We start from the raw sequence: 12,536 nt of genomic DNA, 5'->3' as shown, positions 1-12,536 counted from the left end.
GCCTTGCCAGGTACATGCATGGCAACAGGCTGGACTGCGATAGCGCGGGCCAGGAATGCCGTCCGGACCGACCAAGGAGGAGATCGGCTGGTGTCGGAGCACCAGCCGCAATGCGATTCAGCAGCGGAACTGCCGGATATTGACTGATTCTGTCAAAAAACCGAGTACAACGCGGTTCAACGCGGGGCGGCAGCAGCCACACGCTGCCACAGCGCTTCACGCAGCAGGCCGTAGTTGTAGAACGAGAATCCTTCGATCCCCAGTGCCGCCAGACCATGCCATGCCGCGGCGAGCTCGGCACCGTCACCCAGGTCCGGTGGGCCGGGGCGCAGGATGGCGCGCACGCGCGTGGCATCGCCCACGCGGCGCAGCGTATCGACTGCATCGGCCAGCACCCGCGCCGCGTTTGGCTCATAGAAGGGAATCTCGATGCCGTCGGCGGCCTGCGCCAGCGCCGCCAGATCGCTGCCCTCCAGCCAGGTCTGCGCAGTCGGCCGCTGTACGGTGGGGATCACATACAAGCGGGTGGCCGCCGGGAGGCTGCTGCGTACGGTGGCGACAAAGCGGGTCACCCGCCGCTGGCGCAGGCGCAGGAATGCCGCCAGTTCCTGATCCTCGAACAGATCGGCCGCAAGCCAGGCGCCCGCCTGATCGGGCGCGGCATCCACCGGCGCCGCCAGATAGCCATCGACCCGGGTACGGATACGGGCGGCCAACCCGGCCGAATCCAGCCCTTCGGCCGCTGCCGCCGCATGACAGGCATCGCAGAAGCACAGTCCCAGCATCGTCTCCAGCCACACGTTGCCGCGCAGTTGGGCGAATTCGTGGTGATAGCCGTGCGCATAGGGGTGCCAGCCCGGCGTCTCCAGCGTCAGGCTGTGCCAGGGCAGGCTGCCCACCAGGTCAGTGCACAAGGCCAGCCCGTAGTCGAACACCGCCGGCTGCATCGGGCACAGGCTGTAGACATAGCCATCGCCCCAGGCATTGCGCGCCACCAGCTCGGGATGCAGCGCGCCCAGGCGCGAGTTGTGGAACAACACGGTCCACGCCGACAACGCCAGCCGGCCGTCCTCTGCCAGCCGATACGCCACCTGCCGCTGCGCCGGATCGCTGTGCGCCAGTGCCGGCAGCGTGCCGTACTGCGCCGTGCGCGGCTCGAAATACAGTGCGCCATCCTCGGGGAACACCACGCGCGGGCCGGTGCTGCCAGGGCGCGGCGGCACCAGGAACTTGCCGGCGTGATAGGCGCTGGCCAGCTTGAGCCCACCAAAGCCCAGTGCCAGCACCTCATCGACGAAGGCGGTCAGTGGGCGTTGGGCGATGTCCCAGGGATAGACGTACAGCGAACGGGTTGCAGGCATGCAGGACTCCAGGATTCAGAAAAGGGCCGCCGGCATCGCGGCCGGTGGGATGATGGCGCCAGGATAGGCGATCACCGTCGCGGCCAGACGGTGCCCGGCAGCCAGCGCAACCGCCGGATCGCGCCCGTGCAGGCGCGCGGTGAGGTAAGCAGCGGCGAACGAATCGCCGGCGGCCGTGGTATCGACCACCCGCGCCACCGGCGACGGCGCGCATTCGGCACAGGCCTGTGCCGTGCTCGCCAGCGCCGGTTGCGCGCCACGCTTGAGCACCACTTCACGGCAACCGGCGGCGTGCGTACGCGCAAGGATGGCATCGGCATCGGCCGCGCCGTGGACCGCGTGCTCATCCTCCTCGGTCAGCAGTGCGATTTCGGCGCATTCGAGCATGGCCTGGTAGGCGACGCGCGCCTCGGCGGCCGGCCACAGCGCCGCACGGTAGTTGTTGTCGAACCAGATGCGTCCACCCTGGGCGGCATAGTTCGCGAGGGCGGCAAGCAGCTGCTGCCGTGCCGCCGGCGTGAACAGCGCCAGCGTGATGCCGCTCAGGTAGAGCGCATCCACCCTGTGCAGCAGCGCAGCCAGGTCGGGTGGCCCGGCAAAGTAGTGGCGCGCGGCGCTGTCGCCACGCCAGTAATGGAAGCGCCGCTCGCCAGCCGGATCGGTCTGCACCAGATAAAGGCCGGGCAGCTTGCCCTCCAGCCGGGCCAGCCGATCCAGCCCGATCCCCTCGGCGGCCCAGGCGTCGGCCAACTCATCCGACAGCGGATCGGTGCCAAGCGCGCTCAGATAGCGCACCGAGTGCGGTGTGTCGTGCAACAACCGCGCGAGGTAGACCGCGGTGTTGAGCGTATCGCCCCCCCACGCCCGGCGCAGCGGTGTGCCGCCGATCTCGATCATGCCCTCGCCCAGGCAAGCGATGTTCATGGTGATTGATCCAAAGGGTTGCAAGGATTGATTGGCCGAGGAAGGACAGCCCCATGCACCTGAGGCACGGTGACGACACCGGATGCGCGGCAACGGCAGCCCCGACCGGGACGGTATCCGCCTTTCCCCGCGCTCCCCGTGTGCTGCGTGGCTACAGGTGTTGGATCACGGCCGGCTAGGGCTTGCGGTATGCCACGCAGTCGACCTCCACCTTGCAATCGACCACCATGCTCGATACCACGCAGGCACGCGCCGGCGGATGGGCGCCGAAGTAGGACTGGAACACCCGGTTGAACGACATGAAGTCGCGCGGATCGTCGAGCCACACGCCGCAGCGCACCACGTGCTCGGGCCCGTAGCCCGCTTCGGCCAGGATGGCGAGCAGGTTGCGGATCGCCTGATGCGACTGGGCGACGATGCCGCCCTCGATCACCTCGCCGTTCACCATCGGCACCTGGCCGGATACATAGAGCCAGCCATCCGCCTGCACCGCGCGTGCGAACGGCAGGTGCTGTCCGCCGGTACCGCTGCCGCCTTCCACGCCGTAGCGCTTGATCCCATCCATAAAACCACTCCCACTCCGTTGTCATTCAGCTGCAAAGCCCGCCCGCAGATCGCCTGCGCGCGGCAGGAAGCGCCCGGCACGCGCGCCGGTGGCGGCGCCGTCGCGATACGTCGCCACACCGTTGACCCATACACCGACGATGCCCTGGGCCGCCTGCACCGGCGCATCGAAGCGCGCGGTATCGCGCACGGTGGCCGGATCGAACAGCACCAGGTCGGCATGAAAACCGACCCGGATCAGCCCGCGCTGGGCCAGGCCGAAGCGCCGGGCCGACAACCCGGTCATCTTGTGGACCGCCTGCGCCAGCGGCAGCAGCCCGACGTCGCGGCTGTAGTGGCCCAGCACACGCGCAAACGCCCCCCACAGCCGCGGATGCGGCAGCGGATCATCCGGCAGGCCATCCGAACCGACCATGGTGAGCGGATGCGCGAGGATGCGACGCACGTCGTCCTCGTGCATGCCGTGATAGACCGCGCCGGCCGGCTGCAGCCGGCGCGCCGCCTCGAGCAGCGGCACCCCCCAGTCGGCGGCGATCTCTCCCAGCGTGCGGCCGGCCGCCTCCGGATGCGGCTCGGACCAGGTGATGCCGATCTCGAAATCGGCGGTCACCTGCTTCAGGTCCAGCGTCGAGGAGCTTGCCGCGTACGGATAGCAGTCACAGCCGACCGGCTGGTGCGGTGCGGCCTGTGCCAGCCGCGCCAGCACCTCGCCGCTGCGGCCCCAGTTGCCGGCACCGGCGCATTTGAGGTGTGAGACGATCACCGGCGCACGGGCGTGGCGGCCGATGGCGAACGCTTCGTCAAGCGCACCGAGGATGCCGTCGAACTCGTCGCGCAGGTGGGTGGTGTAGAGCGCGCCGAATTCGTCGAGCACTTCGGCGAGCGCCGCCACTTCACCGGTGTCGGCGGCGGCGGCGCTGGCGTAGGCCAGCCCGCTGGACAGGCCGAGCGCGCCCGCTTCGAGCGCCGCGCGCAGCTGCGCGCGCATGGCGGCGATCTCGGGCTCGCCGGCGCTGCGGTCGAGCCGCTCCAGGTGATTGTTGCGCAGCGCGGTATGCCCGATGAGCGCCGCCACATTGACGGCCGGCTGCGCCGCCGTCACCGCCGCGCGGTAGGCCGCGAAGGTGGGATAGCGAAAATCGCCGGCGCCGCCGAGCAGGTTCATCGGATCGGGCGGCGCGCCGCGCAGCGTCACCGGACTGGCACTGATGCCGCAGTTGCCGACGATCACCGTGGTGACGCCCTGCGACAGCTTGGGCAGCATCTGCGGCGCTCGGATCACCTGGGTGTCGTCATGGGTATGCACGTCGATGAAGCCGGGCGCGAGCGCAAGCCCGCCCGCGTCGAGCACCGCGTCCGCGCGGGCATGCGGCAGCCCGCCCAGCGCGGCGATACGGCCATCGAGAATGGCAAGGCTAGCCGGCTGCGCCGGCGCGCCGCTGCCGTCGTACACCACGGCATTGCGGATCAGGGTGTCGTAATGCATCGGTCAATCCCCGAGCGGCAGCCAGTCGTGGCCACCGCGGTTGGCGTCGAGCGCGAACTTGACCCGACGCAGCAGCTCCTGGCTGTGCGCCTTGCGCGACAGCGCCAGCTCCGTGGCCAGGATGTCGACGATCATCAGCATGGCGTAGCGTGCCGCCGAGGGCTTGAAGATGAACTCGGTCTCCTCGGCCTTGAACGGCAGCAGCACCTCGGCCAGCGCCGCCAGCGGCGAATCGGGATCGGTGATCGCCACCAGGTGCGCGCCATACTGGCGCACCAGCGCGGCCGCGGCCAACAGCTCCGGCGTCGCCCCGGTGAGCGAGAGCACCACCACCACGTCGCGCTCGTCCAGCGTGGCGGCCACCAGCTTCATCAGCACCGCATCGTGGCAGGCACTGATCGGATAGCCCAGCCGCACCAGCCGGAACTGCAGTTCCTGTGACAGCATGGTCGATGCGCCGCCCATGCCGAAGGCGTGGATCATCCGCGCCTGCCCCAGCAACGCCACCGCGGCATGGAACTGCGCCTCGCGCAGTTGCGCGAGGTTGCCGCGCAGCGCGGTCTCGATCTCGGCACAGATGCGCGTGTAGAAGCCGTTCTCCTGCAGCGGCGCCTCGCGCAGGAAACGCGCACCCACCGCGCTGGCCTGCGCCAGCCGCAGCTTCAGGTCGCGCACGTCGATGCAGTGCACCGCGCGGGCAAAGCGCGAAATGGTCGCGATGCTGACCCCGGCCTTGTGCGCCAGCTGGTCGATCGATGCGGCAGCGGCGAAGGCCGGGTCGTCCAGGATGGCGTCGGCGACCTTGCGCTCGGTTGCCGAGAGCAATTCGCGGCTGGCACGGATCTGGTAGACGATGTCGACGCGGGTATTCATCAGAAGCAGGTTTCAATCAGGTCGATGACGTTGTAGTCGGCGTCGATCAGCGCCAGCTGCCGCCATTTGTCGAACGTCAGGCACGGGTGCGAGATATCGAAGGCGACCAGGTCGCCCACCTGTACGTCGTCCTGCGTCCCGATCCGCATGAAGGCATGCTGGTCCATCATGGCGCTCAGCTGCCAGTGCGCAGGCGCGGCGTGCGGGCATGCGGCACCGGGCCGGTGATGCAGCGCCGGCAGCGGCAGGCCGGCGTCGAACGCCGCGTCGCGCTTGCCCAGGCCCACGATCGCCAGACCCGGCTCGGGCAGCGATTGCACGTAGGCCCAGACCTGCAGCGCCGGCAGCAGGCTGGCCTGCATCTCGCGCGCCACCGGATTGTGCGTCTGGATGCGCGTGTGCGCGTCGCGGTAGATCCCGACGTCGTGCGTGAGATAGCAACCCGGACGCAGCACCACCTGCAGCGGCTGGCCGATGTCGATGCCGGCGAACTCCTCCGCCACCACGTCGAACCACGCCGAGCCGGCACCGGAGAGCAGTACCGGCCCGTCGCGCAATTCACCCACGCGCGCCAGCGCCTTGAGCCGCCCCACCGCGTGGCGCAGCAGCGCCCGGATGTCCGCCTCCGCTTTGAGCACACCTTCATACAGCTCGATGCCGCACAGCTTGAGCGCATGCGGCCAACGGGCAAGCTCGGCCAGCACCGCCTGCTCCTGCGCCGCGTCGCGCACCCCGGTGCGCCCACCGGCGGCACCCAGCTCCAACAGCACATGGAGCCGCTGGCCGCGCCCGGCGAAGTACTCGCCCAGCTGGGCGACATTGGCCGCCGAATCGACGATGCAGTAGAAGGTGAACGCCGTATCCTCCAGCAGCCGCGAGATCAGCGCCATGTTGCCGCGCCCGACCAGCTGGTTGGCCATCAGGATGCGGCGCACGCCATGCCGGTAGGCCGCCTGCACCTGCGGCGCCGTGGCCAGCGTGATGCCCCAGGCACCGGCGTCGAGCTGGCGCCGGAACAGCGCCGGGCTCATCGTGGTCTTGCCATGCGGTGCCAGCAGCACCCCATAGCGGGCGATGAAGGTCTGCATCCAGCGCAGGTTGTGCTCGATGCGCTCGGCCTGCAGCACCGCCACCGGCAGGCTCACGTTCTCGTGCAGCAGGTTCCAGCCCAGACCGCGTACCTCGCCCAGCGTCTGCCCCGGCACGAATACCCCAAGCCCCTTGCCACAGGCGTCCAGCGCCCGATCCTGGAAGATATTTTCATCAATCACCGCAGGAACACCTTTATTACCGGTACAACTGGGATGATATCGAGCTTGCATGCGACCACGAAGAAAATTTCTTTCAGGTGTGGCGAAAAAAACCGGCGCACTGTGCCGGTTTCCGTGGTGTGGTCCGCCGAACCGCCTCAACTCAATAGCCGGCCTGGACCAATGCATCCTGCGTGAGCAGGAACACAAAGCCATCGCCACTACGGGTTTCCAGCCAGGTGAACGGCAGGTCCGGGTAGGCCGCCTCCAGCGCAGCGCGGTTATGGCCGATCTCGACCACCAGCACGCCATGCGGGGTGAGATGGCCGCTCGCCGCTTCCAGGATGCGGCGCGTCACGTCCAGGCCATCGTCGCCGCTGCCCAGCGCCAGCGACGGCTCGTGCAGGTATTCCGGCGGCAGTTCGGCCACCGAATCGGCATCCACATAGGGGGGGTTGGAGACGATCAGGTCGTAGCGCTCGCCCGCCAGCGGCTCGAACAGGTCACCGTCGATCAGGTCGATGCGCTCCCCCAGGTTGTAGTCGGCCACATTGATCTCGGCCACGTCCAGCGCATCCGGGCTCAGGTCCACGGCATCGATCAGCGCATCGGGGAAGGCATCGGCCAGCAGGATCGCAAGGCATCCTGATCCGGTGCACAGATCAAGTCCGCGATGCACCAGCTCCGGATGCTCGATCCACGGCGCGAGCGCATCGGCCAGCAACAGCTCGCCGATGAACGAACGCGGTACGATCACCCGCTCGTCCACATGGAAGCGGTACTGGCCAAGGAATGCCTCGCGGGTGATGTAGGCCACCGGCACGCGGTCGACGGCGCGGCGCTCGATCGCATCGACGACCTGGGCCACCTCCTGTGGCAGCAGGCGCGCATCGAGGAACGGGTCGAGCCGGTCCAGCGGCAGCTTCAACGTGGCCAGCAACAGATAGGCCGCCTCGTCGAAAGCATTGTCGGAGCCATGGCCGAATACCAGCCCGGCGTCGTTGAAGCGCGAGACCGCAAACCGCAGGCAATCGCGCAGGGTATGCAGATGGGTGCGGGCAAGTGGGTACATGGACGGAACCTTTGGCGACTGCGCGTTCGATGCCCCGGGCCGGGGCAAACACCGGGCAGTGTAGCCCATCGTGGCTGGAAGGTATGCAGGCGCCCTGGGTTGATGTTACATTTCCCGCTTTTCTTCAAACACTTGGCGAATTCTTACGGCGTGGGTCACGCCAGCAGGATCATTGAAGGGGCTGACAAGGGATGACGTTTGCAACGCTGGGGCTGGCGCCCGAGGTACTGAAGGCGGTGGCGCAAGAAGGGTACGAACACCCGACGCCGATCCAGGCGCAGGCGATTCCGCACGTGCTTTCCGGGCGCGATCTGCTGGGCGCGGCGCAGACCGGCACCGGCAAGACCGCGGCCTTCGTGCTGCCCATCCTGACCCGGCTCGCGCCGCACGCCAATACCAGCGTGTCCCCTGCCCGCCACCCGCTGCGCGCGCTGATCCTGACCCCGACCCGCGAACTGGCCGACCAGGTGTTCGAAAGCGCGAAGACCTACGGCAAGCATCTGCCGTTGCGCAGCCATGTGGTGTTCGGCGGGGTCGACATCAACGGCCAGATTCCGCCCCTGCGCGCCGGTGTCGAGGTCCTGGTGGCCACACCCGGCCGGCTGCTCGATCACGTGCAGCAGAAGACGGTGAACCTCGCGCAGGTGGAGATCCTGGTGTTGGACGAGGCCGACCGCATGCTGGACATGGGCTTCATCCTCGACATCAAGAAGATCATCTCGCTGCTGACCAACCGCAAGCAGACACTGCTGTTCTCCGCCACCTTCTCGCCCGAGATCAAACGTCTGGCCGGTGAATTCCTGAACGCGCCGGCGTTGGTCGAGGTGGCCCGGCAGAACGCCACCAACGACAACGTCGAGCAGATCCTGCATCCGTGCGAGACCTTCCGTAAGCGCGCACTGCTGGCCCACCTGATCCGCACCCACGACATGGGCCAGGTGATCGTGTTCAACCGTACCAAGCAGGGTGCCGACCAGGTGGCTCGCGACCTGAAGCGCGACGGTTTCAACTGCGAAGCCATCCACGGCGATCGCGAGCAGCGCGCGCGCCTGGAAGTGATGGCCCGCTTCAAGGAAGGCCAGTTGAAGATCCTGGTCGCCACCGATGTAGCGGCACGCGGGCTGGATATCAACGAACTGCCGTTCGTGGTGAACTTCGAACTGCCCAACAGCCCCGAGGACTACGTACACCGCATCGGCCGCACCGGCCGCGCCGGTGCCAAGGGCGTGGCGATCTCACTGGTCGATCCGGGTGAGGAGAAGGCACTGGCCGGTATCCAGAAGCTGATCAAGAAAGAGCTGCAACTGACACCGGTGCCGGGTTATTCGCCGGGCACCACCCGGGCGCCCGAGGCGCGGCGTGAGGAATCCGATCCACGGCGCGAAGGCGAACGCTACCGCGGCCGCGAACGCGCGCCCGCGCGCGCCACGCACGCGGCGCTCGAACCATCCATCCCGGCCTTGCCGCGGCTGCGTGAAAAGCCGCTCAGCCAGATCCCGGCCCTGTTCCTGCCGCCGCGTGCGCCGGCGCCACAGGCGAGCGCAGGCGACACCTCGCAGGATTGAGCATGCCGGTCGGCGCAGCGGACCGGAGCACCTTCGCCGCGGCTTGGCAGGCGCGGCTGGTGACAGGCTTCCCGCTGCTTGCGGCCATGCAGATCGAAGTGGGGGGCGACGCGGCCGACTGGTGGCTGACTGCGCCGTTCGCGCCCAACCGCAATGACCACGGCACCGCCTTTGGCGCCAGCATCAGCACACTGGCCACCATCGCCGGCTGGATGGGCGCGCTGCTGGCCGGTGGTACTGATTGCGACGCGGTGATCCAATCAGGCTCGACCGAATTCCTGCATCCGATCACCGGTGCCTTCCACGCCCGGCCGCAACCGCCCGGACCCGACGAGATCGCCCGCGCGCACGCCGCGCTGCGCCGGGGGCGCCCGGCCCGGTTGTCGTTGCGTGTGACGGTGCTCGACGAGGGGATGCGTATCGCTGCGCAATTCGAAGGACGGTATGTGCTGTCGCCGTGCAGACCCGGACAGTGACCACTGGGGAGGCGCGATACGGCGGGCTCTCCGCGCCTTGGGTCCGCCTGCCTGCAGACCGCATGCATCCCGCCGCATCGCCATCAAAGCTTGTCCCACCCGCCCGGCCAAGGCAACGCGTCGCAGACTGCCAATTCACGAGCAGCCAATTGTTCCTTTTTGAAATCAATAGGTTGAACTGATACGACCCGGCCTTCCGCTTCACGGATGGCGAGGTCGGATGCGCCATCCACCCCCGGGCCGGGACGGCGACTCGGCAAAACGCAACAGCATAACGCGCCGCGTTCACCGTCACCGCGCAGTTGATTACAATCGCATGTGACCAGATCAAGACCAGGGCCTGACATCGCGCGCCATGGCGGTACCGGACCGGGCCAGGGCCGGCCGCCTTGCCTGCGATGCCGGCGACAACAAGGTCGTTGCCAAGGAGCACAGCGCAGTGGAGGGTCTTTCTCCGGCCCAGCCCATTGGGTGCAGGGCCGTTCAGCGAGCATGCAGCAGTGCGATGCGGCACCCGGCCCGCAATGTGGGCGGCTTCCTGCGGGGCATGCCAAGGCGCCCCGAACGCGCCGGTGGCCCATGCAACGGCAGGCACTAGGCGTTTCGCGATGCGCGCGCGTGATTGCTGGCATCTGATCATCCTGGTCCTGCTGACCGGGCTGACCGGTACGCCCCTGCTGGCGGACGAACCGGTCGTGGCCGGCTACTTCGCTTCGTGGGCCACCTATCACCGCCCTGCCCCGTTCGAACGCATCGCCTTCGAGCGCCTGACGCACCTGATCTACGCCCACGCCATTCCTCAAGCCGACGGCACCGTGCAGCCCGGAGACTTCGTCGCGGACTTCAGCCACGCCTATCCCCCATCCGGGCACCTGCCCGGCGCGCGCGGCACGTACGCGCGGCTGCGCCAGGTGCGTGCCTTGTACCCCCGCTTGCGGACGCTGATCTCGATCGGCGGCTGGAACGATTCGACCCATTTCCCGCAACTGGCCGCCAATCCGTCGCTGCGCCGCAGCTTTGCGCGCAACCTGGTCGCCTTCATGTCGCAGCATGGCTTTGACGGCGCTGTGATCGATTGGCGCTACCCGGCCACCGGCGGCGCATCCTGGCTACGGAGCACGCCGGCCGATTCGGCCAACCTGGTGGCACTGCTCGCCACACTGCGTGCCGCCGCCGTCGCCGCCCGCCCCGAACGCCCTTACCTGCTGGTGCTGACGCTGGGCGGAAAACCGGCACAGATCACGCCGCTGGACCTGCACGCGCTGGCGCGGCAGACCGACTTCCTGCTGCTGCTGGCCTACGACTACGCCGGCCCCTGGCGCCGTACCACCGGGCACGGCGCGCCGCTGCATGCGGCGGCAGGCGGCGTGGCCGATGCGATGGCGGTGCTGGAGCGGCGCGGCATACCGGGCCGCAAGCTGGTGCTGGGCATCACCAACCAGGGCAATGCCTGGACCGGCGTGCCGGCACAGAACAACGGTCTGGCCCAGCTCGCGGGCGGCGCGCTTCCGGGCAGCTGGGACGATGAGCGCAGCGGCCCGAGCGGCGTACTCGACCACGACGAGGTGCTGGCGCTGAAAAGCGATGCGCGGTTCGTCGAGCATTGGGATGAATGGGCCAATGCCAGCAGCCTGTACAACCCCGAACGCAAACTGTTCGTCACCTATGAAAGCCCGCGCTCGCTGTCAGCCAAGCTCTCGCTGGCCGATGCGCACGGCTATCGCGGCGTGGCGCTGTGGGAATTGTCGGGCGACTCGGTCGGGCGGCATAGCCTGCTGCGGCAGATCCACCTGCATTACGCGCCGGTGGCGGGGCGTTGGCAGAACCTGCGCGAGGCCTGGGGGGCCCGGCCTGGCTGGATCGATCTGCTGGCCGCCAGCCTTGCCACGGCAGCCTTGTTGCTGCTCGCCGCCCGCGGCTGGTGGCTGCACCTTCTGGAGCGGCATCAGCTGCAGGCAGCCGGACAATTGCGCGCCATCGTGACGGCACTGCTGCCCGCGCTGCAGGCGGCGCGCCAGTCCACATTGACCGAACGCATCGCCGCCGACGATTCGCCGCAGTGGGCGCCGTTGCAGCAATCGCTGTCCCGGCTGCAGGCGCACGCGACGGTGCTGGCGCCTGCAGCCACCGTGGCCGCGCCGGCAAGCGATGCCGCACCACAGCCCGATGCCGATCCGCCCACAGGCGTGACGCGCCTGGACGAACTGAACGCGATGCTGGCCCGGCTCGGGGAACAGAACACCGCCGAGCGGATGCTCGAAGTCGTGATGGCCTTTCTTGCCCGGCAACCGCGGGTGGCCGGCGTGGCATTGCTGCAGGACGGCACATCGCTGCAGGCCGATGGCGAGATGGTGCAGGGCGCCCCGGGCGTGGTGCATGCCGGCGTGCACTGGCGCGCGGATCGCCGGCAGGCATGGCTCAACGCCGACGACGGCTCGGATTTCCAGCTCGCCCTGGTGTTCCACGAACCGGCCGATGCCGAGGACGAGGCGCTGCTGCACCACCTGGCACAGCAGATCGCGCTGGTGCGCCGGCATCTGACCGCACTGACGCGCCATCCGCATGTGCTGGCCGAGCTGTACGAAATCGCCTCACGCCGCGACCGGCTGCTGTTCATCCGCGCCGACAAAGGCTACAGCGGCCTGCATACCGCCGACGGCGGCCTGCCGCTGCATATCACGCTGCGGCTGCGCGTCATCCGGCGCTACTTCGGTGACGATACGCTGCTGCAGGTGCATCGCTCCTACCTGGTCAACCCGCGCAAGGTTACGCGTGCCGAGCATGTGGGCAAGGGGCAGTACGAACTGCTGCTCGGCACCCAGCGCGTGCCGGTAAGCCGCCCGGCACTGGCGCGGCTGCGTGCGGTGCATCCGCACTGGTTCATGCTGCCGTGATGCCGTTGCAACCAAGTTGTCACACTGACGCCATACGCGCGTAAACACCGCTTCCCACAATTGCGCCGCCC

10 protein-coding genes are annotated in these 12,536 nt (G+C 68.3%); 3 read left to right on the top strand and 7 right to left on the bottom strand.

Translation table 11 applies throughout. The features are described from left to right. Window positions 1–176: 176 nt before the first annotated feature. From N8I74_RS07525 to prmB, 7 genes are all read right to left on the bottom strand, one after another. Window positions 177–1,361 carry a hypothetical protein gene (locus tag N8I74_RS07525; protein ID WP_263126265.1) on the bottom strand — a complete coding sequence of 395 codons (1,185 nt, stop codon included), beginning with the start codon at window positions 1,359–1,361 and terminating at the stop codon, window positions 177–179. Window positions 1,362–1,376: 15 nt separating this feature from the next. Beyond that, window positions 1,377–2,285 (bottom strand): sugar kinase, encoded by a 909-nt coding sequence (locus N8I74_RS07520; RefSeq protein WP_263126264.1) that lies wholly within the window; start codon window positions 2,283–2,285, stop codon window positions 1,377–1,379. Between the two features lie 175 nt (window positions 2,286–2,460). Beyond that, window positions 2,461–2,850: a RidA family protein gene (locus N8I74_RS07515; protein ID WP_263126263.1), complete on the bottom strand. Its 390-nt coding sequence runs from the start codon at window positions 2,848–2,850 to the stop codon at window positions 2,461–2,463. A gap of 21 nt (window positions 2,851–2,871) precedes the next feature. Continuing rightward, on the bottom strand, window positions 2,872–4,335 hold the full coding sequence (locus N8I74_RS07510) for an N-acyl-D-amino-acid deacylase family protein (RefSeq protein WP_263126261.1): 1,464 nt from the start codon (window positions 4,333–4,335) through the stop codon (window positions 2,872–2,874). 3 nt (window positions 4,336–4,338) lie between these two features. Continuing rightward, window positions 4,339–5,208, bottom strand: a complete 870-nt coding sequence (locus N8I74_RS07505) for a MurR/RpiR family transcriptional regulator (RefSeq protein WP_263126260.1) — start codon at window positions 5,206–5,208, stop codon at window positions 4,339–4,341. Next, a complete protein-coding gene (locus N8I74_RS07500; protein WP_263126257.1) occupies window positions 5,208–6,479 on the bottom strand; it encodes an amino acid deaminase in 1,272 nt (423 codons plus the stop codon). Before N8I74_RS07500 ends, N8I74_RS07505 begins: the two co-directional genes overlap by 1 nt. A 142-nt stretch (window positions 6,480–6,621) precedes the next feature. Next, window positions 6,622–7,530 carry a 50S ribosomal protein L3 N(5)-glutamine methyltransferase gene (prmB, locus tag N8I74_RS07495; protein ID WP_263126255.1) on the bottom strand — a complete coding sequence of 303 codons (909 nt, stop codon included), beginning with the start codon at window positions 7,528–7,530 and terminating at the stop codon, window positions 6,622–6,624. 191 nt (window positions 7,531–7,721) lie between these two features. Here prmB and N8I74_RS07490 point away from each other — a divergent pair, with 191 nt between their 5' ends. The 3 genes from N8I74_RS07490 to N8I74_RS07480 all read left to right on the top strand — a co-directional run bounded on the left by N8I74_RS07490 (window position 7,722) and on the right by N8I74_RS07480 (window position 12,465). Continuing rightward, a complete protein-coding gene (locus tag N8I74_RS07490) occupies window positions 7,722–9,095 on the top strand; it encodes a DEAD/DEAH box helicase (protein WP_263126254.1) in 1,374 nt (457 codons plus the stop codon). A gap of 2 nt (window positions 9,096–9,097) precedes the next feature. Beyond that, window positions 9,098–9,571 carry a thioesterase domain-containing protein gene (locus N8I74_RS07485; protein ID WP_263126253.1) on the top strand — a complete coding sequence of 158 codons (474 nt, stop codon included), beginning with the start codon at window positions 9,098–9,100 and terminating at the stop codon, window positions 9,569–9,571. A gap of 608 nt (window positions 9,572–10,179) precedes the next feature. Further along, window positions 10,180–12,465, top strand: a complete 2,286-nt coding sequence (locus N8I74_RS07480; RefSeq protein ID WP_263126252.1) for a glycosyl hydrolase family 18 protein — start codon at window positions 10,180–10,182, stop codon at window positions 12,463–12,465. Window positions 12,466–12,536 lie beyond the last annotated feature (71 nt).

This window comes from Chitiniphilus purpureus, assembly GCF_025642115.1.
Lineage (GTDB): Bacteria > Pseudomonadota > Gammaproteobacteria > Burkholderiales > Chitinibacteraceae > Chitiniphilus > Chitiniphilus purpureus.
The sequence above is the reverse complement of the archived record's forward strand: the minus strand, read 5'-3'. Positions and strand labels throughout refer to the sequence as shown.

What these genes read in the sequence shown, in the direction of transcription:
- N8I74_RS07510 (WP_263126261.1), bottom strand. Translation starts at nt 4,335, where the DNA reads ATGCATTACGACACCCTGATCCGCAATGCCGTGGTGTACGACGGCAGC.
- N8I74_RS07485 (WP_263126253.1), top strand. Translation starts at nt 9,098, where the DNA reads ATGCCGGTCGGCGCAGCGGACCGGAGCACCTTCGCCGCGGCTTGGCAG.
- N8I74_RS07505 (WP_263126260.1), bottom strand. Translation starts at nt 5,208, where the DNA reads ATGAATACCCGCGTCGACATCGTCTACCAGATCCGTGCCAGCCGCGAA.
- N8I74_RS07520 (WP_263126264.1), bottom strand. Translation starts at nt 2,285, where the DNA reads ATGAACATCGCTTGCCTGGGCGAGGGCATGATCGAGATCGGCGGCACA.
- N8I74_RS07515 (WP_263126263.1), bottom strand. Translation starts at nt 2,850, where the DNA reads ATGGATGGGATCAAGCGCTACGGCGTGGAAGGCGGCAGCGGTACCGGC.
- N8I74_RS07525 (WP_263126265.1), bottom strand. Translation starts at nt 1,361, where the DNA reads ATGCCTGCAACCCGTTCGCTGTACGTCTATCCCTGGGACATCGCCCAA.
- N8I74_RS07480 (WP_263126252.1), top strand. Translation starts at nt 10,180, where the DNA reads ATGCGCGCGCGTGATTGCTGGCATCTGATCATCCTGGTCCTGCTGACC.
- prmB (WP_263126255.1), bottom strand. Translation starts at nt 7,530, where the DNA reads ATGTACCCACTTGCCCGCACCCATCTGCATACCCTGCGCGATTGCCTG.
- N8I74_RS07490 (WP_263126254.1), top strand. Translation starts at nt 7,722, where the DNA reads ATGACGTTTGCAACGCTGGGGCTGGCGCCCGAGGTACTGAAGGCGGTG.